Origin of the sequence: Psychroserpens sp. XS_ASV72, from assembly GCF_041224425.1 — a bacterium.
Taxonomy (GTDB): Bacteria; Bacteroidota; Bacteroidia; order Flavobacteriales; family Flavobacteriaceae; genus Psychroserpens.
On the sequence record NZ_JBGFGL010000075.1, the window covers coordinates 75,168 to 101,088 of the forward strand.

Annotated in this window: 22 protein-coding genes; 15 read left to right on the plus strand and 7 right to left on the minus strand. The window is 35.8% G+C overall.

The annotated features are described in order from the left end of the window. Positions 1-8: 8 nt before the first annotated feature. The gene (locus tag AB9K26_RS05895; protein WP_369971613.1) at positions 9-1,592 is read left to right on the plus strand and encodes a hypothetical protein; all 1,584 of its coding nucleotides are present in this window, start codon (positions 9-11) and stop codon (positions 1,590-1,592) included. A 99-nt stretch (positions 1,593-1,691) separates the two neighbouring features. After that, the gene (locus tag AB9K26_RS05900; protein WP_369971614.1) at positions 1,692-2,384 is read left to right on the plus strand and encodes a peptidoglycan DD-metalloendopeptidase family protein; all 693 of its coding nucleotides are present in this window, start codon (positions 1,692-1,694) and stop codon (positions 2,382-2,384) included. On the opposite strand, the gene AB9K26_RS05905 is transcribed toward AB9K26_RS05900, so the two are convergent. From AB9K26_RS05905 to abc-f, 7 genes are all read right to left on the minus strand, one after another. Further along, positions 2,381-2,785 (minus strand): hypothetical protein, encoded by a 405-nt coding sequence (locus AB9K26_RS05905; RefSeq protein ID WP_369971615.1) that lies wholly within the window; start codon positions 2,783-2,785, stop codon positions 2,381-2,383. The genes AB9K26_RS05900 and AB9K26_RS05905 overlap by 4 nt on opposite strands. 135 nt (positions 2,786-2,920) lie before the next feature. After that, a complete protein-coding gene (gene secA, locus AB9K26_RS05910) occupies positions 2,921-6,274 on the minus strand; it encodes a preprotein translocase subunit SecA (protein WP_369971616.1) in 3,354 nt (1,117 codons plus the stop codon). Between the two features lie 268 nt (positions 6,275-6,542). Beyond that, positions 6,543-6,764 carry a DUF2795 domain-containing protein gene (locus AB9K26_RS05915; protein ID WP_010177336.1) on the minus strand — a complete coding sequence of 74 codons (222 nt, stop codon included), beginning with the start codon at positions 6,762-6,764 and terminating at the stop codon, positions 6,543-6,545. Positions 6,765-6,885: 121 nt separating this feature from the next. After that, positions 6,886-7,461, minus strand: coding sequence for a cob(I)yrinic acid a,c-diamide adenosyltransferase (locus AB9K26_RS05920; RefSeq protein WP_369971617.1), 576 nt, complete (start codon positions 7,459-7,461; stop codon positions 6,886-6,888). A 219-nt stretch (positions 7,462-7,680) separates the two neighbouring features. Further along, positions 7,681-8,367, minus strand: coding sequence for an ABC transporter ATP-binding protein (locus AB9K26_RS05925; protein ID WP_369971618.1), 687 nt, complete (start codon positions 8,365-8,367; stop codon positions 7,681-7,683). Positions 8,368-8,440: 73 nt separating this feature from the next. Continuing rightward, positions 8,441-9,211 carry an O-methyltransferase gene (locus tag AB9K26_RS05930; RefSeq protein WP_369971619.1) on the minus strand — a complete coding sequence of 257 codons (771 nt, stop codon included), beginning with the start codon at positions 9,209-9,211 and terminating at the stop codon, positions 8,441-8,443. Between the two features lie 6 nt (positions 9,212-9,217). Beyond that, entirely contained in the window at positions 9,218-11,086 is a 1,869-nt protein-coding gene (gene abc-f / locus AB9K26_RS05935; protein WP_369971620.1) for a ribosomal protection-like ABC-F family protein, read from the minus strand. A gap of 103 nt (positions 11,087-11,189) precedes the next feature. On the opposite strand from abc-f, the gene AB9K26_RS05940 reads away from it, so the two are divergent. The 13 genes from AB9K26_RS05940 to AB9K26_RS06000 all read left to right on the plus strand — a co-directional run bounded on the left by AB9K26_RS05940 (position 11,190) and on the right by AB9K26_RS06000 (position 25,880). Further along, the gene (locus AB9K26_RS05940) at positions 11,190-11,990 is read left to right on the plus strand and encodes a polysaccharide biosynthesis/export family protein (protein ID WP_369971621.1); all 801 of its coding nucleotides are present in this window, start codon (positions 11,190-11,192) and stop codon (positions 11,988-11,990) included. Position 11,991: 1 nt separating this feature from the next. Further along, positions 11,992-14,469, plus strand: coding sequence for a polysaccharide biosynthesis tyrosine autokinase (locus tag AB9K26_RS05945; protein ID WP_369971622.1), 2,478 nt, complete (start codon positions 11,992-11,994; stop codon positions 14,467-14,469). A gap of 2 nt (positions 14,470-14,471) precedes the next feature. Continuing rightward, positions 14,472-15,059 (plus strand): sugar transferase, encoded by a 588-nt coding sequence (locus AB9K26_RS05950; RefSeq protein ID WP_369971623.1) that lies wholly within the window; start codon positions 14,472-14,474, stop codon positions 15,057-15,059. A 2-nt stretch (positions 15,060-15,061) separates the two neighbouring features. After that, positions 15,062-16,354, plus strand: a complete 1,293-nt coding sequence (locus AB9K26_RS05955; protein WP_369971624.1) for a nucleotide sugar dehydrogenase — start codon at positions 15,062-15,064, stop codon at positions 16,352-16,354. Positions 16,355-16,356: 2 nt separating this feature from the next. Continuing rightward, a complete protein-coding gene (locus AB9K26_RS05960; RefSeq protein ID WP_369971625.1) occupies positions 16,357-17,340 on the plus strand; it encodes an SDR family oxidoreductase in 984 nt (327 codons plus the stop codon). After that, complete coding sequence (locus AB9K26_RS05965) at positions 17,316-18,203, plus strand: ABC transporter permease (RefSeq protein ID WP_369971626.1); 888 nt, start codon at positions 17,316-17,318, stop codon at positions 18,201-18,203. The genes AB9K26_RS05960 and AB9K26_RS05965 overlap by 25 nt, the downstream gene beginning before the upstream one ends. Positions 18,204-18,205: 2 nt before the next feature. Next, positions 18,206-19,477 carry an ABC transporter ATP-binding protein gene (locus AB9K26_RS05970; RefSeq protein ID WP_369971627.1) on the plus strand — a complete coding sequence of 424 codons (1,272 nt, stop codon included), beginning with the start codon at positions 18,206-18,208 and terminating at the stop codon, positions 19,475-19,477. Next, the gene (locus tag AB9K26_RS05975; RefSeq protein WP_369971628.1) at positions 19,455-20,186 is read left to right on the plus strand and encodes a sulfotransferase; all 732 of its coding nucleotides are present in this window, start codon (positions 19,455-19,457) and stop codon (positions 20,184-20,186) included. Before AB9K26_RS05970 ends, AB9K26_RS05975 begins: the two co-directional genes overlap by 23 nt. After that, positions 20,179-21,009 (plus strand): polysaccharide pyruvyl transferase family protein, encoded by an 831-nt coding sequence (locus AB9K26_RS05980; protein WP_369971629.1) that lies wholly within the window; start codon positions 20,179-20,181, stop codon positions 21,007-21,009. The genes AB9K26_RS05975 and AB9K26_RS05980 overlap by 8 nt, the downstream gene beginning before the upstream one ends. Positions 21,010-21,012: 3 nt before the next feature. Then, entirely contained in the window at positions 21,013-21,942 is a 930-nt protein-coding gene (locus AB9K26_RS05985; protein WP_369971630.1) for a glycosyltransferase family 2 protein, read from the plus strand. 5 nt (positions 21,943-21,947) lie between these two features. After that, positions 21,948-23,798: an asparagine synthase (glutamine-hydrolyzing) gene (gene asnB, locus AB9K26_RS05990; RefSeq protein WP_369971631.1), complete on the plus strand. Its 1,851-nt coding sequence runs from the start codon at positions 21,948-21,950 to the stop codon at positions 23,796-23,798. Continuing rightward, the gene (locus AB9K26_RS05995; RefSeq protein WP_369971632.1) at positions 23,798-24,751 is read left to right on the plus strand and encodes a hypothetical protein; all 954 of its coding nucleotides are present in this window, start codon (positions 23,798-23,800) and stop codon (positions 24,749-24,751) included. Before asnB ends, AB9K26_RS05995 begins: the two co-directional genes overlap by 1 nt. 145 nt (positions 24,752-24,896) lie before the next feature. Next, positions 24,897-25,880, plus strand: coding sequence for a hypothetical protein (locus tag AB9K26_RS06000; RefSeq protein ID WP_369971633.1), 984 nt, complete (start codon positions 24,897-24,899; stop codon positions 25,878-25,880). Positions 25,881-25,921: the final 41 nt, after the last annotated feature.

The window sequence follows — 25,921 nt, forward strand, 5'->3', positions numbered from 1 at the left end:
AAAACAAGATGAAAACAAAAAATATTGCATTTTTATTACTGTTGTTCAGTTTCGCTTTAAGTGTTACAGCACAACAAAAATTGACTAAAATGTCAAAACAGATCAATGTTTCTAAAGATGTGGAAATTGATTTGAATACCAGCTATGTTGAAATTGAAATTGATACATGGAACAAAAACATCTTAGAAATTGAAGCCTATATCGAAGATGAAAAAATGTCTAAGGAAGAACTTCAACAAGCCTTAAAACAATGGAATCTTAAGGTTGAAGGATCAGGTGATTATGTCAAGATCAGTTCTGAAGGCGCTTTTCCAAACTGGAATAGTTCAGCACCTGTTAGGTTTGATCTTGAAGACCTTAATATAAACATTGCTTTGGCTGAGATGCCAGAACTTCCTGAACTTCCAGAGATGCCAGAACTTCCTGAACTTCCAGAGCTACCTGAAATGGAGCGTTTCGAAATGAAGGCGTTTCCAGAACTGCCTGAAATTCCTAAACTTCCAAAAGGGATCAAAAATGTTAGTTTCGATACAGAGGCTTATGAAAAAGAAGGTGACGCTTATCTTGATCGATGGAGCAAGGAATTTGATGAAAAATACCAAGACGAGATGAAAGCTTGGGGTAAAGAAATGGCAAAAGTTGATTTTTCCAAATACGAAAAGGAAATGGAAAAATGGGGCGAGCGTTTTGGTGAAGAATACGGTAAGAAAATGGAAGCTTGGGGAAGAGAATTTGAGCTTCGCTTTGATGATAAATGGGCTGAAAAGATGGAAGCTTGGGGAGAAAAGTATGGCAAGGAAATGGAGCAACGTGCACGTGTTCAAGAACAGCGCATAGCTGAGCGTCAAGACCAAATAGCAAAGCGTCAAGCTGAAATTGGAAAACGTGTTGAAGAACGAAACAAAGAACGAGAAGAGCGTCTGGCGCAAATGGAACTGCGTTTGGCTGATCGCCAAAAAGCAAGAGAAGAACGACAGGCAGAATTGGCTAAGCGCTTAAAATTGATTGGTGGCGATAAAGTCAAGAAAACCATAAAAATTAAAATGCCTAAAAAGGCGAAGTTGAATATGAATGTCAGACATGGCGAATTAAAGCTTGGTTCTGTAATTCATAATCTAAAGGCAGATATTTCACATGCCGTATTGGTGGCTAATCACATTGATGGAAAGGAAACTTCCATCAATGTGGCTTACTCGCCTGTGGATATTGTTACATGGAGTTTGGGTCAGTTGAACTTAAAATATGTTGAAGAAGCACAGATTCAAAATATTGGTCGATTGGTATTGAACAGTAATTCCTCTGATATCATTTTAGCAAATATTATGGATAATGCCATTATTGATGGTAGTTTTGGCGAATTGGCTATAGCCAATATAGCCGATTCCTTTAGCAACTTGAATATTATTTTGGAGAATAGCGATGCACTTATTTCCCTACCAAAATCGGATTACAGTGTATTTTTTAAAGGCAATCGCTCCAAGCTCAACAACAAAATGACCTCTCAGAAAACCATTGAAAACAATGCCTCTGGAAATAGTTCAGGAAAATCTATTGTAGTTAATGCCAAGTATAGCGACGTGGTACTTCGTTAAGTCAATATGCTCAAAAAAAGCCCTTGTTATAAATAGAATCCTACATTGATACGCTTCACTTTCCACATCTTTTGATGTACTTTTGGCAAAACGATGTTTATGCCTTTAGATCATTTTCAGCAGCTTTTACATTCTTTAGGTCAAGAATCACTTCACGTATTAAGTGATACATTTTCCAAATCGGATTATGTGCCCTTAGACCTTTCCAAAGATAATCCAGACTTACAGAAAATCGATGTATCTTCTTCAGAGGCATTAGGTCAATACATCGATGCTCATATCGAAAAACATCATGGCAAAATAGCTTATGGAGGCTATTTGGAAACACGCCATATTTACCGACGTAGTACCCATTTCAATAATTTCAAACCAGTTGACGAACGCAATATCCATCTGGGATTGGATTTATGGATTGCTGCGGAAACCCCAATTTTCACCCCTTTGGATGCTGAAGTACATAGCTTTAAGAACAATACGCTTTTTGGTGATTACGGACCAACCATCATTTTAAAACACCAAGTTGAAGGTACAGTGTTTTTTACCTTGTATGGCCATTTGAGCTTAGAATCCTTAACAGATTTAACTGTTGGACAACTCTTCAAGCAAGGTGACCAAATTGCTGCTTTAGGAGCTGCCTCTGTCAATGGTGATTACCCACCACATTTACATTTTCAGATCATAAAAGATATTCAGGAGTATGTTGGTGATTATCCTGGTGTTTGCTCACAAAAGGATTTGGCGTTTTATAAAGCAAATTGTCCAGATCCAAATTTAATGTTACAATTATATTAATTCGTTAATTGTTTTCGAGCCATTGATTTTCCAATTAAGAACCCGATAATGGCGAATGCAGCGTCAGCAATGGTAAACCATAATTCCTTTGGTAGCATGATGATGTTGAATGCCGTTGCCGCAAGCATCAGTCCACCAACAATATAAGCTGGAACCATACTGGTTTTGGAAATCAATCCAGCAATCCACATGCCAACAATAATGCCTAAAAAGTGCGCCAATACGACAAATATTTTGGCTCCGACCGGAATCTTATCCATGTTGTTTTTGATCCATTCCATATCCATCGGATTGGAGCCTTCAGGAAGTGGAAATAAAGTTTGACCAAGAAGAGATTCAAAAATATAAACGGTTATTGAAGCCACAATAAAACCGACAATAGTTGCGAGGACATTTCTCATGATGACAATAGATTAGTTAGTGATATCAAGATACTAAAAAAAACCTGATAGATATCTATCAGGTTTTAATCAAATGTAATTTTAAAAAATTGACTTGATGAGATTCTGAATCAAGTTCAGAATGACAAAAATGATTTACTCCTCCACTAAAACCCATTCGCCTTTGGCAATCAAAGGCTCAGCTTGTTTGTATTTTACCGTTTTGTTTTCGCCACTCATAACGTGTTTGATTGTGACACGATCATTACGACCAATTTTTGGTTTATCGCGAACAATGGTCTCAACCACTTGAGGTTGACGCTGGGTATTTCCAGCAGCTCTACTTTGGGCTGCACGCTCATCCATATTTGGGATTTCGTCTTTTTGGGTCTGTAGCTTTTCTTGTTTTCTAGCTTTGGCTTCCTGGATGGTGTTTTGGGTTTCCGTAGGCAATTCACCTTTAAAGAGGAATGAAATCACATCTTTATTCACTTGGTCAATCATTTCCTTGAACAACTCAAACGCTTCAAATTTATAGATCAATAAAGGATCTTTCTGTTCGTGAACCGCTAACTGAACCGATTGTTTCAACTCATCCATTTTACGTAAATGTGTTTTCCAAGCATCATCAACAATAGCCAATGTGATGTTCTTTTCAAAATCATTGATCAGTTGTTTCCCTTTGGTTTCGTAAGACTTTTCCAAATCAGTAATCACCTGTAATGTTTTGACACCATCGGTAAAAGGCACAACAATACGTTTGAATTTATCACGTTGATTTTCATATACATTTTCAATCACTGGATACGCCAAATCAGCATTGCGTTGCATTTTCTCTCTGTAATGTTCAAAGGCAGCTTTATAGATTTTTCCAGCAATGTCCTGAACCGAACCTTTATCGAATTCTGCTTCAGAAATAGGAGAGCTCATTGAGAAATAACGAATTAACTCAAATTCAAAGTTCTTAAAATCGTTGGCAGCTTTATTGGTTTCCGTGATCCCTTCAGAAGTATCGTAAATCATATTGGCTAAATCCACACGAAGACGCTCACCTTCCAAAGCATGGCGACGACGCTTGTAAACCACTTCACGTTGCGCGTTCATGACATCATCATATTCCAATAAACGTTTACGAACACCAAATTGATTTTCCTCAACCTTTTTCTGGGCACGCTCAATAGATTTTGAAATCATGGAATGCTGAATTACTTCGCCTTCCTGTAATCCCATTTTGTCCATCAGTTTCGCAATACGCTCACTTCCGAAGAGACGCATTAAGTTATCTTCCAGCGACACATAAAACTGTGAACTACCTGGATCTCCTTGACGACCAGCACGACCACGTAACTGACGGTCAACGCGACGTGAATCATGACGCTCAGTACCAATAATCGCTAAACCTCCAGCTTCTTTAACTTCATCTATTAATTTAATGTCAGTACCACGACCAGCCATGTTGGTAGCAATCGTAACTTGTCCTGGCTGACCAGCTTCGGCAACGATATCAGCTTCTTTTTTATGAAGTTTTGCATTCAATACATTATGAGGAACTTTGCGAATACTCAACATTTTTCCAAGTAACTCAGAAATCTCTACATTGGTTGTACCAATCAATACTGGACGACCAGCTTTTGATAAATTGGTCACTTCATCAATAACGGCATTGTATTTTTCACGCTTGGTTTTATACACCAAATCTTCTCGATCATCACGAGCAATGGGTCTGTTGGTTGGAATTTCAACCACATCCAATTTATAGATTTCCCAGAATTCACCAGCTTCAGTAACAGCAGTACCAGTCATACCAGATAACTTTCTGTACATTCTGAAATAGTTCTGAAGTGTAATTGTGGCAAAGGTTTGTGTGGCATCTTCAATCTTCACATTTTCCTTAGCTTCAATCGCTTGGTGTAATCCGTCGCTATAACGACGACCATCCATGATACGACCAGTTTGCTCATCGACAATCATAACTTTATTGTCCATGACAACGTATTGGATATCCTTTTCAAACAAGGCGTAAGCTTTCAGTAACTGATTTAATGTATGGATACGCTCTGATTTAACACCAAAGTCTCTAAACAATTCTTCTTTTTCAGCAGCTTCCTCTTCTTTAGATAAACCTTTAGATTCAATTTTTGCGATTTCCAAACCGATTTCTGGCATCACGAAAAACTCAGGATTATCTTTTCCAGAAAGATGGTCAACACCTTTATCGGTAAGCTCTACTTGATTGTTTTTTTCCTCGATAACATAATAGAGTTCAGCATCAACCTTAGGCATTTCCCTGTTGTTATCTTGCATGTAGAAGTTTTCGGTCTTCTGAAGTAATTGCTTAACACCTTCTTCACTTAAGAATTTGATCAAGGCTTTATTTTTTGGCATACCTCGATACACACGTAACAGTTGGAAGCCACCTTCTTTGGTGTCACCTTCAGCAATTAATTTCTTGGCCTCAGCCAAAACACCAGTTAAATATTTTCGTTGCACACCAACAATATCTTCAACCTTAGGTTTTAACTCGGTAAATTCATGGCGATCACCTTGTGGAATTGGGCCAGAAATGATCAATGGTGTACGCGCATCATCAATCAATACCGAATCGACCTCATCGACAATGGCATAATGATGTGGACGCTGAACCAAATCGTTAGGCGAATGCGCCATATTATCCCTTAGATAATCAAAACCAAACTCGTTGTTGGTTCCGTAGGTGATATCTGCTTTATAAGCTTTGCGTCTTGCATCAGAATTAGGTTGATGTTTATCAATACAATCCACACTCATTCCATGGAACTCAAAGATAGGAGCCATCCACGCGCTATCACGTTTGGCAAGGTAATCGTTGACCGTTACTAAATGTACTCCTTTTTCAGCAAGCGCATTTAAATATACAGGAAGTGTAGCCACTAAGGTTTTACCTTCACCTGTTTGCATTTCGGCAATTTTTCCTTGGTGTAGCGCAGCACCACCAATCAGCTGTACATCGTAATGAACCATGTCCCAAGTAATTGGTTTTCCTGCAGCATCCCATGAGTTGGACCAAATAGCTTGATCACCTTCTAAAGTAACATAATCTTTCTCGCCAGAAACCAAACGATCAAACTCATTGGCTTGAACTGGGATTTCTGTATTGTTTACAAAACGTTTTGCAGTTTCCTTAACGACTGCAAAAGCTTCAGCCATAATATCATTTAAGACCACTTCGGTAGCTTCGTAAATCTCATCTCCAATCTTGTCGATTTCAACATAGATGTCTTCACGCTCATCAATGTCTTCAGTAGCTTCTGCATCTTTTAAAAGTTGGTCAATTTTATCTTGAAGGGGTTTACGGGCTTCAGCAATTTTTGCTTTGAATTGAACGGTCTTGTTTCGTAATTCGTCATGTGACAGTTGCTCAAGTTCGCTCTCAAATGCTTTAACTTTATCAATGATAGGGCTTAGTGCCTTTACATCCTGTTTGGCTTTATCGCCAACAAATACTTTTAATACTGAATTTAAAAAACTCATGTGTGTCTATTTATTTTAATAAAATCATCAATATTTTTAGTGTCATCATTCTGAACTCGGTTCAGAATCTCATCATTTGTCCAAACTTTTTTTTGAGACACTGAAACAAGTTCAGTGTGATGCTACATTATTATTTTTGATAATTTCTATCTTCAAAAGATTTGAACTTCAAAGATATGGTTTGTCTTAGTTATACTGAAAAAACCAGGCACAAAAAAAGCCTCAAATCGAGACTTTTTAACGTTTATTTATATTTAAGTAAATACTCTTAATATTCATCTTCGTTCCAAAGATAATCTTCGTCAGTTGGATAATCTGACCAGATTTCTTCAATGGAGTCGTAAGAGTCGCCTTCGTCTTCTATCGCTTGTAGATTTTCAACAACTTCCAATGGAGCTCCTGTTCTAATAGCGTAGTCAATCAATTCGTCTTTAGTGGCTGGCCAAGGTGCATCACTTAAGTAGGATGCTAATTCTAATGTCCAATACATTCTTATGCGTTTTTAATTTTTTGCAAAAATAAAATTATACTTCAAAAAGGCAAGAAAAAACTGAATTAATTAATTAATAATTTTAAAGAACGTTTATTTTTAATCAAAAGCTTTGAGAAAATCACGATTCTTTCTCTGGAATCCACTTGACCTCTTCAGCTTGCAAGTCATAGGTCAACTTTCGTGCCAATACAAAGAGGTAGTCAGAAAGTCGGTTGAGGTATTTTAAAGTTTCCTCTTGGAAGGGTTCCAAATCATAAAGCGCAGTTGCCAAACGCTCGGCTCTACGGCAAACACAGCGAGCTATGTGACAGAATGACACCGTTTGATGTCCGCCAGGCAGTACAAAGTGTGTCATTTGAGGTAAATCTTTATCCATGGTGTCCATTTCATGTTCGAGTAGAGCAATGTCATCCTCTGAGATTTTTGGAATGTTTAAACGTTGCTTGCCGCTTTTCAAGATGGCTTTTTCAGGATCGGTTGCTAAAATAGCTCCAATGGTGAACAATTTGTTTTGAATGGTAATCAATACTTGTTTATAATGATTGTCAATATCTTGATCTCTTAAAAGTCCGATATAAGAATTAAGTTCATCAACGGTTCCGTAACTATCAATTCTTATATGGTGTTTTGGAACACGAGTGCCTCCAAAAAGTGCGGTGGTTCCTTTGTCTCCTGTTTTTGTGTAAATTTTCATGGTAAGAAATTAACCTATAGCTTCTTATGCGAAGATATGCATTTTTGAACGATTAGAATTAAAGTTGTTAAGGTGGAAATACGTTGACTTACCTTTTGAAACGACGCTTATGAAACATAGAATCTTTGTTGCGACGTTCTCGCAAACGCTCATTATTTTTGAACACGACTTTCATGAAAATAAAGATGCCCACTAATATGAGTATTGTCAAAAGCATTATTATGAATTTCTTGTGTCACTTTCAATGATGCCATCACGTAAGCGAATAACTCGTTTGGCATGAGCGGCAATATCTTCTTCATGGGTTACCATGATAACGGTATTGCCAGCTTGATGGATTTCATCAAATAAATTCATGATTTCGTAACCGGTTTTAGAATCTAGGTTACCTGTAGGTTCATCAGCTAATATAATAGACGGTTTATTAACCAAAGCTCTTCCAACAGCAACCCTTTGTCGTTGTCCACCAGAAAGTTGGTTAGGCTTGTGGTCCATTCTATCGGCTAGACCGACATCTGTTAAAACTTCTTCAGCACGTTTTTTACGTTCACTTTTGGAAGCGCCAGCATATACCATAGGTAAAGCAACATTATCTAATGCGGTAGTTCTTGGTAATAAGTTGAAAGTTTGAAAAACAAATCCGATTTCGGTATTTCGAATATCAGCCAATTCGTCATCGCTCATTTGGCTCACGTCCTTTCCATTAAGAATATAGCTTCCAGCTGTTGGCGTGTCCAAACAACCGAGAATATTCATTAAAGTTGATTTTCCAGAACCTGAAGGTCCCATAATAGCTACATAATCACCTTTTTCAATATCAAGATCAATACCTTTAAGTACGTGAACAGTTTCTTGACCAAGTTGGAAATCACGAATGATGTCCCTAATTTTTATGACATTACCCATTATGGTGTTGCTTTAAATTTAGTGTCTGCAAGATACAGATTTCAGAAGATATGACGTAATATTAAAAGGCTTGTTACAATCTGATTGTAAAATTTTCCTTTGCTTGTTCTTTTCTGAAAAAGACAAAGCCCCAAAAAAAAGTATCGATGGTTACAGTAACCTTTGGATGCTTTTTGATAACCTCCCAAGCCTCTAGCATACCTTTCGACCAATGAATGTCATCAAAAATAAAGACAGAGTCGTTATGAGCTTTTTTAATTAAAAAATCAAAATAGTCTAAAGTAGCTTCTTTGGTATGGTTGGCATCAACAAAAACCAAGTCATAAGCATGAGGCTTGAGCTTAGGGATGATTTCTGAAATATGTCCAGTTTTTATAACCACATTTTCAATATTGGCATTTAACAACTGATGTTTGGTAAAATTTGAAAGGTTAGAACAGCCTTCTATGGAAATTATAGAATTGTCAGTATTCCCTAAAGCCATAGCATGTGTTGCTATACCCAGTGAAGTGCCTAATTCTAAACTCTGTTGAGGCTCGAAATATTTTACAATCCTAAATAATAGCTTTGCTCTTTTTAAAGTGGTTCCAGAGGTTTTTGCGAGAGCACTGATAGACCTCAAATTGGTCTTAAAAACTCGTGAGCCTGAACCGTAATCGGTAATCTCTATTTTCGAATTACTTTTAAGTAACGAACTTCTATAAGATGCTAATTTGTTGTAGACTTTATAGTGGGTTTTATCATAAAAACACTTGGTGACCAAATCAAATACAAAAGGGGAGTGCACACCGTGTTGATTGGTTGATTGGAACAAAAACTTTATGAACTCTATAATTTGAAACATCAATATTTATAGGTCTAATTTCTCTGACAGCTCAAACCAACGCAATTCCTTAGCTTCAATTTCTTCAATAATATCTTGAAGTTCTAGTGAAAGGGCATTGATGTCTTCTGTAGAAAGCGAGGTGTCATTAAATTTGGCTTCAAGGGCTTTTTTATCGAGTTCTAATGACCGAATCTTGCTTTCAAGGTTTTTGTATTCTTTCTGTTCGTTATAGCTCAATTTTTGGGCTTTGTTTTCCTTGGCCTTTTCATCACTGTTTGAATCTGTGGTTTTCGAAGCTGAACTCTCATTAGGTTGTTGGTTTTCGTAGTCTCTATAATCGGAATAATTTCCTGGGAAATCCTGAACTTGACCTTCACCTTGAAATACGAACAGGTGATCCACAATTTTATCCATAAAATAGCGATCATGCGATACGACCAAGAGGCAACCTGGGAAATCCAATAAAAACTCCTCTAGAACATTAAGGGTCACAATATCCAGATCGTTTGTTGGCTCATCGAGAATCAAAAAGTTCGGATTTTGTATCAAAACAGTACAGAGATACAATCGCTTTCGTTCACCACCACTAAGCTTTTCCACAAAATCATGTTGCTTCTTTCCGTCAAACAAAAAGCGTTCTAACAATTGTTTTGCACTAATTTGTCTGCCTTTTGCTAATGGTATGTATTCGCCAAATTCTTTAATGACATCGATGACTTTTTGCTCTGGCTTGATTTTCATGCCGCTTTGGGTGTAGTAACCAAATTTAACGGTTTCACCAACCACGATTTTACCTTTGTCAGGAGTAACGGATTTGGTAATTAAATTTAGAAATGTTGATTTTCCTGTTCCATTTTTACCGATAATTCCAACACGTTCACCACGTTTGAATACATAGTCAAATCCATCTAAAACAGTTTTGTCGTCAAAAGTTTTGGATACATTATGAAGTTCGACAATTTTGCTGCCAAGACGTTCCATGTTAATTTCCAATTGAATTGTATGGTCTTTTCGACGTTGATGTGCACGCTTCTTTATGTCTGAGAAATCATCGATTCGCGATTTTGATTTAGTGGTTCTTGCCTTGGGTTGGCGTCGCATCCATTCCAATTCCTTTTTGTAAAGTTGCTTGGCTTTACCAGTTTCAACCTGTTCTTGCTGGATGCGCGCTTCCTTTTGTTCGAGATAGTAAGAGTAATTACCTTTATAGGTGAATAATTGGCCGTGGTCTAATTCAATTATTTCATTGCAAACACGTTCTAAAAAATAACGGTCGTGTGTGACCATAAAAATTGTGAGCTGAGATTTTGAAAAATAGTATTCAAGCCATTCAATCATCTCTAGATCGAGGTGGTTGGTTGGCTCATCTAAAATTAAAACATCAGGATTGCTTATAAGGGCTTGCGCCAAGGCTAAACGTTTTTTTTGTCCGCCAGACAGTGTGCTTATTTTTTGATTGAGGTTTTCAAGTTTTAACTGTGATAAAATCTGTTTGAATTGAAGCTCAAACTCCCAGGCATTGTTGATCTCCATCTGCTCAAAGGCTTTTTGGTAGGCTTCTGTGTCTTCCGGATGTTGTAGAGCACGTTCGTAATTTTCAATAATCTTCAATTGTGGCGCTTCTGTGTTGAAAATGGTATCGTTTATAGTGATGCTTCCTTCAAATTTAGGTGATTGTGGTAAAAATGAAAGTCGTAGATTATTTCGCGTCACTACTTGTCCAGAATCAGGAACGTCTTCACCTGATAAAATATTTAGAATTGAGGTTTTACCACTTCCGTTTTTAGCAACAAATGCGATTTTATCATCTTTGTGAATGCTAAACGAAAGATTGGAAAAGAGCTCCAATTCTCCATAGGATTTTGATATGTTTTCTACAGTTATGAGATTCAAAACAATTTTTTTACAAAGAAAGCGATATTACTCAAAAAAACAGTGAATAGTTTTGTTATTAATGGTGATAGGTTATATTTGTGACGTAACATGCAACGGTTTAATGAATAGACTATTTTTGATTTTTGGATTGTTACTTTGTGTTCTGTCTACATCATGTATTCCTCACAAAGATATTGTTTATCTTCAAGAAAAAGAGACGCCTTCTGACTCTACTCAAATTATGGTTGAGCAAAAAAAACCATATAGGGTTCAAATCAATGATATATTAAATATTAGGGTTAAAGCATTAGACCAAGAAACGGTTACAATATTAAATCCTATTGGTGAAGATAACCTTAATGCAAACAGTGCTGAACGTGCTTATTTTGACGGGTTTACAGTTGATATGCATGGTAATATCAGGATGCCAACTCTTGGTAAGATAAATGTATTGGGTTATACTTGTGAAGAAATTGAAAAGAAAATAGAGGCACAGCTTCTCGAAGAACAGTTTAAGGAGACAGCAAATATTTTTGTGACGGTTAAACTGGCAGGTCTTAGATTTACAGTAAATGGTGAGATTCAAAACCCTGGAACGATAACTTTATTCCAAGATCGGGTCAATATTTTTGAAGCCATTGCCAATGCAGGAGAAATACCAGTAACTGGTGATAGAAAAAACATACAGATTATAAGGCAGTATCCACAAGGGCAAAAAATACATTCATTAGACTTGACTGATGTTGATGTGATGAATTCACCTTACTATTACATTCAGCCTAATGATATCATTTATGTTAAGCCTCTTAAACAAAAAACTTGGGGAACAGGTACAACTGGTAGGGAAACTTTGGTAACGGTATTTTCAATCGTTTCATTTTTAACCACAACAGTATTGCTGATAGAACGATCTCGAAACTAACATGTCAAATCAAGAATATTTAGATACTGAAGATACTGGACGTGTAACCTTTGACTTTAGAGGTTACCTTTTTAAGGTTTTGAACCTTTGGAAGTTTGTTTTGGTCTGCATTGGGTGTGCTATGCTGATAGCTTACTTCATTAATGTTAGAAAACAGAATGTTTACAAATTAGATTCACTAATATCTATTGAAAATGATCAAAACCCATTCTTTACATCAAACACAAGTATATCCTTTAATTGGGGAGGTGTCTCTGGAAAAGTAAGTAAGATTATTACAGCTATAAAAACTAGAAGTCATAACGAAAAAGTAGTTGATTCGTTACAGTTTTATATGCAATATCTAAAGGAAGGAAAATACAGAAAAGAAGACGTCTACAAAAATGCTCCTTTTGAGTTTTTGCTTGATTTAGATGAGAAACAAGTCTTAGGGTATCCTGTTGGTATAAGGTTTATCAATAATGATGAATTTGAAGTATTTACCGAGTTTGAAAATACTTCTGCTCCAGTTCAAAAATACAGTGACAAATCAAACTCCAGGATTAATGTACCTCAAGGTGTTTTTACAAAACGATTTAGAACCAACGAAGAGGTTAATTTGCCATTTCTTAATGGGCGATTGGTTGTTAAGCCATCTGCTCAAATCAAGCCAGGATCAGAATTTTTTATAAAGTTTTTGAATTTTGACGGTGTTGTTAATAGCTATAAAACCAAAATTTCTATTGCACCATACTCGCAACAGGCTTCTTCAGTTTTAAGGTTACAACTTTCTGGTCACAATAAAGCTAAGATTGTAGATTATCTTAACGCCACTTCTGCTATCTTGAGTAAAACGGAGCTAGAGCGTAAAAACCTCTATGCTACAAACACAATAAAATTTATTGATAGTAGTTTGGCTGCTGTAAATCAAAATTTGAGTGATGTTACAGACGAAATGAATAATTTCAGAAAGCAAAACAAGGTGTTTAATGTTACTGAGGAAATCAATGAAATTTCAAGTCAGTTAAGAGCTTATGACCTAAAAAAGGAAGAGGAAGAACTAAAGCTTAATTATCTAAGAAGTCTAGAAGATTATTTAAATACAAAGTCAGATTATACCCAGATTGCAGCACCTACTTCAGTAGGTATTGAAGAAGGGAATATTCTAGGAAGCGTTTCCAGAATTATTACGTTAGCTGCCGAGCGACAAAGCTTAGAGTATACCACAAAAGAAACCTCAGATGTCTTTAAGGAGCTTGATAGACGAATTGATGCCGAAAAGAATGTCCTTTTAGAAACTATTGATGCCACAAAAAAAACCATAGGTATTCAATTATCTGCCATCAATAGAAGTATCGCAAACCTCGAAGCAGAGTTGAGTGAATTACCCGAAGACCAACAGCAGTTTTTAAAGATTCAAAGGAAGCTTGATATCAGTCAAGAAGCATACGATGTCTACACAGCAAAACGTAGTGAAGCTGCTATTGTAAAAGCAGCCAATATATCAGATATCACGATTATTGATGAAGCCAAGGATATTGGAGGAGGATTGATAGGTCCTAACAAGTCTTTGAACTACATGATGGCTTTAATGATGGGCTTTTTTGTCCCTATGTTTCTAATTTTTGTCATATTTCTTTTAGACAACACCATTCATGGCTCTGATGAGGTAGAACAATTGTCTAATATTCCTATTTTAGGATTGATTGGTAAGTACAATTACAAAAATAACCTGGTTGTTTTCGAGAAACCAAAATCTGCAGTTTCAGAATCTTTTAGGGCTATTAGATCGAGTTTGCAGTTCATTTACAAGAAACTCGGACCAGGAGAAAAAGGACGAACTCTGATGATTACTTCGTCTGTTAGTGGTGAAGGTAAAACATTCTGCTCTATAAATATTGCAACTGTTTACGCGCTTTCTGGTAAAAAGACCATCTTATTAGGATTGGATTTACGTAAGCCGAAAATTTTTGGCGATTTTAACATCGATAATGATTTAGGAGTGGTTAATTACCTTATAGGTGAGAACACTTTCGATGAAGTTAAGTACAGATCGCATATTGAAAATTTAGATGTCGTTCCTTCTGGACCAATTCCACCTAACCCTTCTGAATTATTGATGTCTGATAGACTCAGGGATTTAATTGTTGATTTAAGGAAAGAATATGATATGATTGTTTTGGATACACCTCCATTAGGATTGGTAACTGATGCACTTGAATTAACACAATATGCCGATGCCACTATATTCATGATTCGTTTAGATTATACTAAAAAGGGGATGCTTTCCTTGATTAATGCCAAATATAGAACAGGAGAGGTAAGAAACATCAGTTTTGTTCTTAACTTCTACAAGCATAAAACGAATCATAATTATGGCTATGGATATGGTTACGGTTATGGCTACGGCTACGGTTATGGTGTTTACGGAAATGCCTATCACGAAGGTGGTAAAAACACACTTTGGAAACGCGCTAAAAACCTATTAAGACGTCTTTAACCGTGATTACAAAGACGCAACTTAGAGTAAAGCGACTTTTTGATATAGTGTTGTCCCTTATGTTGCTTCCTTTTTTAATAGTTCCAATGATTCTTTTTATTGTGATTGCTACATTTGATATTGGAAAATCCGGATTGTTTTTTCAAAAGCGAATAGGACAGCATGGTAAGCCATTTAACATCTTTAAAATCAGAACACTCAAGCCTGAAAAACACATCCTTGGTAAATTAGATCTTAGTGCCACTTCATTTGGAAAGTTTTTGAGGCGATACAAGCTAGATGAGCTTCCTCAGCTATTCAATGTAATCTTTGGTCACATGAGTTTTGTTGGTCCAAGACCTGATATTCCAGGGTTTGCTGATGAACTTAAAGGAGAGGATCGAATCATCCTATTGGTTAAACCTGGAGTCACTGGACCAGCAACATTGAAATATAAAGACGAAGAGAAAATTTTAGCGGAGCAAGTTGACCCTGAAAAATACAATAGAACGATAATTTGGCCAGATAAGGTCAAAATCAATAAAAAATATATCCAAAATTATAGTTTTTACTTAGATTTGAACTTTATTTTAAAATCGATACTCAATTGAACATGAATACATCACATAAAATAGCAGTTTTAGGTCTTGGATACGTAGGCTTACCGTTGGCAGTTGAGTTTGCCAAAAAGTATTTCGTTGTCGGATTTGATATCAACGAAAAACGTATAAAGGAATTAAAAAGCGGTGTTGATCATACCTTGGAAGTTGAAAATGAAAACCTACAATCTGTATTGACCACCAATGTTAATGATGATAAAGGGCTATTTATTTCCAGTGATCTTAATGATATTAAAAATTGCAATATTTATATCATTACTGTTCCAACTCCAACAGACGAGTTAAAAAGACCGGTTTTTACACCATTGATTAAGGCTAGTGAAAGTGTTGCCAAAGTATTGAAAAAGGATGATATCGTGATTTATGAATCTACTGTATATCCTGGAGTAACTGAGGATATTTGTGTGCCGATTCTAGAAAAGGATTCAGGATTGCAATTTAACAAGGACTTTTTTGCAGGTTATTCTCCAGAGCGAATCAACCCAGGCGATAAAAAACATACAGTTACAAAAATTTTAAAGGTAACTTCTGGTTCAACTCCAGAAATTGCCAAAGTTGTTGATGACTTATACAAAAGTGTCATTACAGCAGGAACCCATTGCGCACCTTCAATTAAGGTAGCTGAAGCAGCAAAAGTGATAGAAAATTCTCAAAGGGATATCAATATTGCTTTTGTGAATGAGTTGTCAAAAATATTTCGTCTTTTAGATATCGATACTAAAGCGGTTCTTGAAGCTGCAGGAACCAAATGGAACTTCATAAAGTTTAGTCCAGGATTGGTTGGTGGTCACTGTATAGGTGTTGATCCATACTACTTGGCACAAAAAGCCATTGAGTCTGGCTATAATCCAGAAATCATTCTCGCAGGTCGAAAAATGAATGACAGTATGGGAGCTTATGTAGCGCAAGAAACGGTAAAAATGATGATTCAGAAAGGTGCTACCATTAAAGGTTCTAATGTGCTGGTATTGGGTATCACTTTTAAGGAAAACTGTCCAGATATTAGAAATTCAAGAGTTATTGACATCATTAGGGAGTTTGAGACTTTTAGCATCAATGTAGACGTTTATGATCCTTGGGCTTCAAAAGAGGAAGTTCAACATGAATATGGATTTGAACTGCTAGATGACCATTCACAGTTGCGTTCTGATTACAATGCGATAATTGTCGCTGTGTCCCATAATGAATTTTTAGAGTTGGATATTAATGCATTAAAATCTGAAATAGGAGTGGTTTTTGATGTTAAATCATTGTTTCCTAAAGAATCAGTTGACGCAAGACTATAACTATGTACGATCATAAATACCATACAGAAGATTTAAGTGTTTTTTCTTTCTTGGTTACTGGAGGAGGAGGTTTTATAGGTTCCAATATTGTAGAATATCTTTTAAAATACGGAGCTAAGAAAGTTCGTGTTCTTGATAATTTTTCGAATGGATATCGTGAAAACCTAACTGAATTTCAAGATAATCCAGCTTTTGAACTTATTGAAGGTGATATTAGGGATTTGCAAACATGTATTGATGCTATGGAAGGCATCGATTACGTGACACACCAAGCCGCTTTAGGTTCTGTGCCACGTTCCATCAATGATCCTGCAACTACCAATGCTGTTAATATTACTGGATTTTTGAATATGATGATCGCCCTAAAAGATTCGAAAACGGTCAAGCGCATGCTTTATGCTGCTTCCAGTTCAACTTATGGAGATAGTAAGTCGCTTCCGAAGGTAGAAGACCATATAGGAAAACCTTTGTCACCTTATGCTGTTACTAAATATGTCAATGAGCTTTATGCTGATGTTTTTGGTAAGACTTATAATACAGATACTGTAGGTTTACGTTATTTTAATGTATTCGGACCAAAACAGAGTCCGAATGGAGCCTATGCAGCAGTTATTCCATTGTTTATGCAAGCGCTTAAAGACAATGCCTCTCCTAAAATTAATGGTGATGGTGAACAAACCCGTGATTTTACTTTTGTAGATAACGCAGTTCAAGCCAATATCAGAGGGTTTTTTGCTTCTGAAAAAGCTAAAAATGAAGTCTTTAATGTTGCTTGTGGTGAACGTATCAGTATTAATTATCTTTGGGATTCGTTAAAAGTCTCTGCCAATTCTAACGTTGAGCCTATTTATGGTCCACCACGTCAAGGTGATGTGAGAGATTCTTTAGCGGCTATTGATAAGGCTAATACATTAATGGATTACAAGCCAATGTACACAGTTAAGGAAGGTCTGAAAATTACTTGGGATTATTTTCAAAAGCTTTAGTATTGAATACTGTAGACGATAAATGGTTATATACAATTTCTTCCAAAAAGAAGTTAATAGATTTTAATCTAAAGGAAATTTGGAGGTATAGGGATCTATTGATCTTGTTTGTGAAACGAGATGTGGTTACACTATACAAACAGACCATTTTGGGACCTTTATGGTATCTGATTCAACCATTATTTACGGCTTTGGTTTTTACCATTATCTTTAACAAGGTTGCTAATATCCAAACAGAGGGAATTCCGCCATTTTTATTCAATTTAGCAGGTGTATCGATATGGAATTACTTTAACTCCTGCTTGACTGCTACAAGTGATACTTTTAAAACCAATGCGGCAATTTTTGGAAAGGTCTACTTCCCAAGGATTATTGTTCCTTTATCAATTATTATATCTAACCTGGTTAAGTTCGGTATCCAGATATTGATATTTATTGCTTTTTACCTTTATTACCTATATGAAGGTGCTAATATTCAGATCGATGGTTCAGTTGTTTTGTTTCCAGTTTTGGTTATCTTAATGGGATGTCTCGGATTAGGACTTGGAATGATCATATCTTCATTGGTTACCAAATACCGCGATTTGAAATTCCTCGTTACTTTCGGTGTACAACTGCTGATGTATGTCTCTGCAGTAATGTACCCATTATCTTTAGTGAATGAAAAGTTGCCAAAATATGCTTGGTTGGTTGAATACAACCCATTAGCTTATATTATTGAGACTGCAAGAATTATGTTATTGGGTGAAGGGTCTGTAACGACTTTTGGTATCGTTTACACCATCGTATTCGTTTTATTTACTTTATTTTTGGGAATCATCATTTTTAATAGAACTGAAAAGTCTTTCATAGATACCGTCTAATTATGTCTAACACCATTCTGAAAGTTTCAAATATCAGTAAGCAATACAGATTAGGTCTTGTTGGTACTGGTACTTTGAGCCATGATTTAAATCGTTGGTGGTATGCCATTAGAGGTAAGGACGATCCTTTTTTAAAGGTAGGAGGCGTCAATGATAGAAGTCAATCTGCTAAAGGTGATTATGTTTGGGCTCTTAAGGACATCAATTTTGAAGTTGAAAAAGGTGAGGTTTTAGGTATCATCGGAAAAAATGGAGCAGGTAAATCCACTTTATTAAAATTACTCTCACGAGTTACCAGTCCTTCCACTGGAGAAATAAAAACCAAAGGAAAAATAGCCAGTCTTTTAGAAGTTGGTACTGGATTTCACCCTGAATTGACAGGTCTTGAAAACATTTATCTCAATGGTGCTATTTTAGGAATGACCAAATCTGAGATCAAGAGCAAGGAACAAGATATTATTGAGTTTTCTGGTTGTAAAATGTATATCGATACACCTGTAAAACGATATTCTTCTGGAATGCGTGTACGATTGGCATTTGCTGTAGCAGCATTTTTAGAGCCTGATATTTTGGTGATTGATGAGGTTTTGGCTGTTGGTGACGCTGAATTTCAGAAAAAAGCGATTGGCAAAATGCAGGATATTAGCAAAGGTGGTGGACGAACAGTACTGTTTGTAAGCCATAACATGGTCGCTGTACAAAACCTGTGTTCACGATGTATTGTTTTGGAAAATGGTAGAATCGTTAAGAACTGTGGAACGCAAGAAGCCATAAGCGCTTATTTGAGTATTGGAGCCATAACGTCTGATTTTTCTAGAACTGATGATATAGCCGATAAGAATGTCTATATCGATGATGTGAGTTTGATAAAAGATGGCGTAAAATCGCATAATGTCATTAAATCTGGTGATCATTTCGATCTTTTGGTCCAAATCAAATCGAAAATGGCATTGCAAAAAATCAGTGTTGAAGTAGGTATTGATGGTGCTAACGGAGAGCGTTTGGTTTATTTGAGCAATCAGCTGGTCGAGAGTGAAATCAATCTTACGGAAGGCAATAACAAAGTTTCTGTGAAGATTCCTGACTTTCCATTTTTACCTGGCGATTATTCCGTGACAATCAACCTCAAGGAAAACAATGGTGCGAAACTGGATATCATTAAAAATGAATTCCGTTTTAGGGTAGAAGGAGGCGATTTTTATAAAACAGGAAAATTGAACACCAACTCACGTGGTAAATATTTAGTAGCTCATGAAATTTTCAAACTTCAATAAAACACTCATCTTCATTATTGGATCTGGACGTTCAGGAACGCATCTTTTAGGGCGTACGTTTGAAAATAGTAGTGAAATAGATGCTTTTATTGAAGATGAACGGTTTTTTAAACCAATAACTAATCTTGCGGTTGGAATCAATAAGAACCAAGACGACTTTAAGTCCATTCTGAAAGCCTACAAAAAAGCTTTTAAAAGAAGCAAAAAGGATTATATACTTGAAAAAACGCATCCCAATATCTGGTTTGTAGAAGAGATCTTAGAAGCGTTTCCCAACGCAAAGTTTGTTGGAATAAAAAGGAATGTTTTTTCGACGGTTTCTAGTATGCTCAACCACAATGGCGTGTTAAGTTGGTACGAAAAATTACCTCTTGATGAACCTAATCGATTTTTAGGTATTACCGAATCAAATAAGTCTGATTTTGTCAATCTTCCTATGGAAAGCAAATGCGCTATAAGATGTTTGGCACATTACAACAGGCTCAATGAATTGCAACAAAAGTTTCCTGATAATGTGCTTGTTGTAGACTATGAAGAATTTTATGATGCCTATGACCAATTGATGGAAAAACTTCAGTCATTTCTTAATTTAGACTTCAAGCTAAATTCGGAACCTTTAAATCCGTCTGGAAAAGACAAATGGAAACGTTACTTGACCGATATTCAAATTAAACATATTGAGCAAATAATAGAGGAATCCCATGTTTAAACTCCATGTGTATTGGCATAGTATGAATAGGAATGATGGTAAAGAAAACTATGGCGATGCCCTTGCTCCTTATATTTGCTCAAAACTTTCTGGTAAAGTGGTTACAAGGGTAAATTTCATTAAAAGTAAAAAGTATAAATACCTCTTCAAGCATTATTTTACAATTGGAAGTATCATCAAAAGAGTCACAGAAAAGTCTATTGTTTGGGGAAGCGGTATCATTAAAGTTGATGAACAAGTCGCTAATGCTAAGTTTTTAGCAGTACGCGGACCAAGAACTCGAAAACGACTTCTAGAATTAGGTTATGATGTTCCTGAAAATTATGGAGATCCAGCATTGTTATTGCCTCAGTTTATAGCAAATGATGTTGAAAAAAAGTATAAGCTAGGAATCATTCCTCATTTTGTCGATCATGAGAAGATTTCTGAAATTTTTAAAAACCATAATGATATTGCAATCATCAACTTAATTACAAACGATGTAGTTGAAACCACACATAAAATTCTTCAGTGTGAATCTATAATATCTTCTTCATTACATGGTGTAATCGTTTCACATACTTATAGCATTCCTGCATTATGGCTTAAGTTCTCAAACAGTTTATCAGGTGATAATGTCAAGTTTTACGATTATTTTGAATCGGTTGGTATTGATTACAACAAAGAATTTGTTTTTGATAAGGATTTGATTTCTGAAAAGGCTTTGTTGGATTTGCTACAAAAACATACTGACCTATCGCTACCAGATAAAGATGTCATCGCTTTTAGAAGGGAGCAACTGTTGTCGACATGTCCATTTTATAAAAAGAATGGGTACATTTGACTTATGGTTTCAATCATTATTCCTTATTATAACCGTCCAAAAAAACTGCAACGCGCAATAGACTCGGTATTTGAGCAAACCTTTACAGATTATGAGATTATTGTTGTTGATGACTGTTCAGAGATACCTCCTAAAACCATAACAGATAATCGAATTGCCTATTTGAAAAATGATGAAAATAAAGGGCCAGGCTTTTCAAGAAACTATGGCATGTCTGTAGCAAAAGGCGACTACATTGTTTTTTTGGATACGGACGATTATTGGCATAAAGATTTTTTAAAGCAGGTCATTGCTGCTTTGAAAAATAACCAAGAGGCTATCATGGCTTATGCAAATGGTTATTATGTAAATGAAAGTGGTACTGCGGTTGAGGAAATGCGGTTGAATGCTCAAAAACTCAACACCATTTTACCTAATATTTTTATTGATGGAAGACCTTGGGGAACAGCGGCTTGTGTTTGGGACAGACATCGAATCAAGGACGTGAAATGGGTAGATACCAGATGTTGGGAGGATTATGTGTTCGATACAAGTTGTGCGGTTATTTGTAATACTGTTGAATTTGTAGATGAAGCTCTGGTTTACTACGATATGTCCAATGATGAGTTCAAACTGTCGGCACAAAAAGATTTTGAAAGCATTGAAAAGAATAGAAACATTTCTTTGTTGCATATCTCTAGATTGGTTGCAAACAGTCCTTTTACTAAAGACCAAAGTTTAAAACAACGCCTGATTCATTATGCGTATTCCAACGCGATAGCTTTGTTGAAACTAGGTGTTAAAAAGAAAAAATATTTTAAAAATCTTAAGGCTGTCATAAAGTCCTTGGGAGGAAAATCTAATAGAATGAACATTACTTTTCTATTGAATGTAGAAACGAAAATAAGTTTAAAACTGTTGCGTCGTCTTCGTCAACTAAATTTACAAAACTAGATTTTATGTGTGGATTTTTAGGAGAGTTTAGTAACGAAGAAGAAGCATTGACACCAAGGGATCGGTTTTCTCAAATCCTTGAATTGTCGAAGCATAGAGGACCAGATGCTACAGGTATTGAACGTGGCCCTAATTTTCAGTTGGGTTTCAATCGCTTATCTATACTCGACCTAAGTCCAAATGGAAACCAACCAAAGAAGAGCCCTTCCGGACGTTATTCAGTTGTGTTCAATGGAGAGATTTATAATTTCAAGGAACTTGCTGAAACACATCAACTAAACACGTTAAAATCTACTTCAGATACAGAAGTCCTCGTTCATTTATTGGATAAGTTAGGTGTAAATTCTGCTTTGAAAGCTTTAAATGGTATGTTTGCTATAGCAGTAGTCGATTCAAAGACCGATACGTTTATTATCACGCGCGATTTTTCAGGCATAAAGCCCTTATTTTATGGAATTTCTGAAAAAGGTATTGCGGTTGCATCCCAATTTGATCAGATATTCAAACATCCATGGTTTATAAATAACCTTGAGCTTAGGCCTGAGATTGTCAAAGAGTATTTTGGCTTTGGATACATGCAAGCTCCAAACACCATTTACAAGTCTATTTTTCAAGTCAATCCAGGAGAATGTCTTGTTTTTAAAGGTAATAAGAAAGTTAGTAAAGAAATTATTTGCACCTTTCAGCCTAAGTTAAAAGCATCATATAGCGAAACCCGAGAAACCACCGAAACTTATAATAAGAAGCTTGACACTATTGTAAAACGACAGCTCATTAGTGATGTGCCCATAGCAACGTTTTTGAGTGGAGGAATTGATAGTCCTTTAATTACGGCTCATGCCAAGCATAACAAAAACGACATTGAAGCGATTACCTTGGAAGTTGATGATGCTACACTGAATGAAAGTGACATTGCCAAAGCCTATGCAGATGAAATGTCGGTTACCCAAGATATTTTTAAGGTGAAACCGACTGAAATCTTAAATACCATTGATGACTATTTTGACAAATGTGCTGAACCTTTTGGTGATTATTCCTCATTGCCAACTTATTTACTGACCAAACACGCTTCCGAACGTTTTAAGGTAATGCTCTCTGGAGATGGTGGAGACGAACTCTTTTATGGATATCCTAGATTTAGACAATTTGCAGAACACTATCACTTGTTCAAGCTGCCTTTATGGCTACGGAAACCTGTAGTTAGAGTATTGAATAAACTAAAGCTGAGCAAAAGTTCAGCACCTTTTTATTACCAAACATTTGGAGAATGGCAGCTAGCGAAACATTTACACATCTTTAAGGATCAGTTAGACGAGATATGCCCAAACACTCTATTTTCTAAAGAACTTCTTGAGCTTTATAATTTGAATGATACTAATTCAAAAAAAGAATTACTACAAAAATTAAGGCATAATGAGTTTTATGGGCACATGCAACGCGTACTTACCAAAGTTGATCGCGCTAGTATGGCAAACAGCTTAGAAGTAAGGGTTCCATTTTTAGATAAAGAAAGCGTTGCATTTTCTTGGGAGCTTGATTCCGATTTGCCGAAACATAAAATACTTAAGAAAGTCCTCAAGGAATGTTTGGAAGCATTTGTTCCTAAGGAATTGATAAATGCCCAAAAAATGGGTTTTTCTGTACCTATTGATGATTGGTTGAAGAATGAACTTCGTGAAGATGTTCATAAACATATTTTTGAAACGCCTTTTTATGGAGCCGACGTTTTGAATGTACATCAAATAAGGAAGTTTGTGAAGGCTTATTACGATGACGGATTTTTCTCGTCTTGGGGCGTTTGGCATATTTACGCTTGGCAAAAATGGGCAACGAAACACTTAGAAAGTATCTCATGATGAAAAAACAATCTTTGGCAATAGTTATCTCATTGGCTAAAAGTCATGTTCATTATTGCAAGGCTTTAATTGCGAGCATTGAGCATTATGGTATCAAAAACCCTGTGATTATATTTAAAGATGGTGATTTTAACTTAGACTCTATTTCCCAAAGAAAAAATGTAACGGTTCTTTCAACCGAAGAATTGAATGCTTGTCATGATTTTAATCTTAGAGGACTTTTAAACAAAATCAATATTTGTTTTTTGCCAGAAATGGGTTTCGATTATGACTATTATCTTCACATGGATGCCGATTCCATTATCACAAGTCAAAGTTTTAAATCTGTTATTGAAAGTTCAAAAAGCGACTTTTCAATTTTACAAGGTAAACAAGTTGATTATCTAAATAGTGATATTGCTAAAGTGTTTGATAATTTTGCATTTGTGCCTTCAACGTTTGAAAATACAAGTTTTGATCTCAAGAATATGTGGTATTTCTCTTCAGGTCATTTCATTGTAAATAAAACATTGATCAATCCTCTAAAGTCCTATTTGAAAGTCTACAGAAACGAGCTCAATACAGGATTTTCAAAAGACACAAGATTCAAGTTTGGCGATCAAGGATTCTTTAACTTTGTTGTGAATGTTTTAAGTTACGAAGGAACCATTGATGTAAGTCTTATAAATGATGGGATTTATGGAAAGGAAAAGGCCGTTAATCATAATGAATTAACTCTTGATAATGTCGTTAAGAAACGCGATACAGGTGTTGATTTTATCCATTATACAGGTCCGAGCAGAAAAGCTAATTTGAAATCGCATAATTTTGGTGATATATTACACTTTTTCAATAAGTCATTTTATACAAATAATTTTAGCTTTTATTTACATGACAGGATTAGAATCTGTAATTATTATTTGAAATGGTATGAAAAGCGCCTCAAAAACAAGTTTAAAACATTAACGAAGTAACCTTGCTAAAGTAAGTTGTAAATAGGAAATACGGATAATGAAAAAAGTAATTTTACATGTTGGACCTGCAAAATGTGGATCCTCTACCATACAACATTTTTTTTCCAGTCATAAAAGACCTTGTAAAGAAAAGATAAGGTTTGTTATGTTTAAAAAAAGAGATATCGATGCTCTGAATTTGAGTAGTGTTTTGAATGAGGCGGTTGAGGAATTGGAAAAGTCTTTGAAAAAGTACGCTAAAGGCTACGATGTCTTGATTTTGAGTCATGAGTATTTTTTTCAGTGTCCGATGGCAATCGCCAACTTAAGCCGCATTTGTTCGAAATTATTTCAGCAAACCATGGTCATTGGCTATTCAAGAAAACAATCGGGATTTTTAGAATCTTCGTATTCGCAATGGTTTTTTAGATCGAAACAATATATCAATGATGCTAAAGCAACGTTAGAAAAAAACAGTTTTGATCCTGTGGTTTTTGATGGATTGGAGCGTTATCTCATTGCCGCAATTCACGATGATTTCAATATTGTAAAATCACTCTTCAAGTTTGAAGTTTTCAATTGGTTTAAAAGCTATCAGCATGTCAAGGAATTAACATCTGATGCAAATGTTGAAATTAAGTGCGGAACTTTGCCAACCCAAAACAGTACCTTGAATTTAATTGAGGATTTTTGTTTGAAAGCTGGAGTAACTATCAAAGATAATCACCTTGATAAAACAGCTTTGAGACTCAATACGAAATTTAATCCTCACTTAGTCGAAGCCATAAGCATAGCTGTTGACAATGAATTGGAGACTATTGGAATGCATGATGAGAATGATGTTTTGGTTGAGTTATCAGAAATTATGAAAGCATTTGAATGGGATCAAAAGAATGCATTTTTGAATCATTTAAAAAATTATATCGATAGTTTGTACCAAGAGGCTAATTCGAACCTTTGTGAAATGTTCGGTTTGGATGCTTCATATTTCAAAACCAAAGAAAGTTTTTCAAAACAGGAGATGATGAGTCTTATAAAAAAAGAAGAAGCGCTTAGGAAATCAGATATTGCATCGTTGGTAGAATCTAAAGGAAAACTCGCCGCAATTATGGCGAAAACAGCTCTGCGAACCTTAAAAAATAAAAACTAGGTTGAAGTATTTTCTCTTTTGCACCTTTCTTTTATCAAATT

Coding starts and splice junctions, on each gene's coding strand:
- AB9K26_RS05895 (WP_369971613.1), top strand. CDS start 9: ATGAAAACAAAAAATATTGCATTTTTATTACTGTTGTTCAGTTTCGCT.
- AB9K26_RS05960 (WP_369971625.1), top strand. CDS start 16,357: ATGTACGATCATAAATACCATACAGAAGATTTAAGTGTTTTTTCTTTC.
- AB9K26_RS05920 (WP_369971617.1), bottom strand. CDS start 7,461: ATGAAAATTTACACAAAAACAGGAGACAAAGGAACCACCGCACTTTTT.
- AB9K26_RS05970 (WP_369971627.1), top strand. CDS start 18,206: ATGTCTAACACCATTCTGAAAGTTTCAAATATCAGTAAGCAATACAGA.
- AB9K26_RS06000 (WP_369971633.1), top strand. CDS start 24,897: ATGTTTAAAAAAAGAGATATCGATGCTCTGAATTTGAGTAGTGTTTTG.
- AB9K26_RS05915 (WP_010177336.1), bottom strand. CDS start 6,764: ATGTATTGGACATTAGAATTAGCATCCTACTTAAGTGATGCACCTTGG.
- secA (WP_369971616.1), bottom strand. CDS start 6,274: ATGAGTTTTTTAAATTCAGTATTAAAAGTATTTGTTGGCGATAAAGCC.
- AB9K26_RS05940 (WP_369971621.1), top strand. CDS start 11,190: ATGAATAGACTATTTTTGATTTTTGGATTGTTACTTTGTGTTCTGTCT.
- AB9K26_RS05905 (WP_369971615.1), bottom strand. CDS start 2,785: ATGAGAAATGTCCTCGCAACTATTGTCGGTTTTATTGTGGCTTCAATA.
- AB9K26_RS05975 (WP_369971628.1), top strand. CDS start 19,455: ATGAAATTTTCAAACTTCAATAAAACACTCATCTTCATTATTGGATCT.
- AB9K26_RS05985 (WP_369971630.1), top strand. CDS start 21,013: ATGGTTTCAATCATTATTCCTTATTATAACCGTCCAAAAAAACTGCAA.
- AB9K26_RS05980 (WP_369971629.1), top strand. CDS start 20,179: ATGTTTAAACTCCATGTGTATTGGCATAGTATGAATAGGAATGATGGT.
- AB9K26_RS05925 (WP_369971618.1), bottom strand. CDS start 8,367: ATGGGTAATGTCATAAAAATTAGGGACATCATTCGTGATTTCCAACTT.
- asnB (WP_369971631.1), top strand. CDS start 21,948: ATGTGTGGATTTTTAGGAGAGTTTAGTAACGAAGAAGAAGCATTGACA.
- AB9K26_RS05930 (WP_369971619.1), bottom strand. CDS start 9,211: ATGTTTCAAATTATAGAGTTCATAAAGTTTTTGTTCCAATCAACCAAT.
- AB9K26_RS05945 (WP_369971622.1), top strand. CDS start 11,992: ATGTCAAATCAAGAATATTTAGATACTGAAGATACTGGACGTGTAACC.
- AB9K26_RS05995 (WP_369971632.1), top strand. CDS start 23,798: ATGAAAAAACAATCTTTGGCAATAGTTATCTCATTGGCTAAAAGTCAT.
- AB9K26_RS05955 (WP_369971624.1), top strand. CDS start 15,062: ATGAATACATCACATAAAATAGCAGTTTTAGGTCTTGGATACGTAGGC.
- AB9K26_RS05900 (WP_369971614.1), top strand. CDS start 1,692: ATGCCTTTAGATCATTTTCAGCAGCTTTTACATTCTTTAGGTCAAGAA.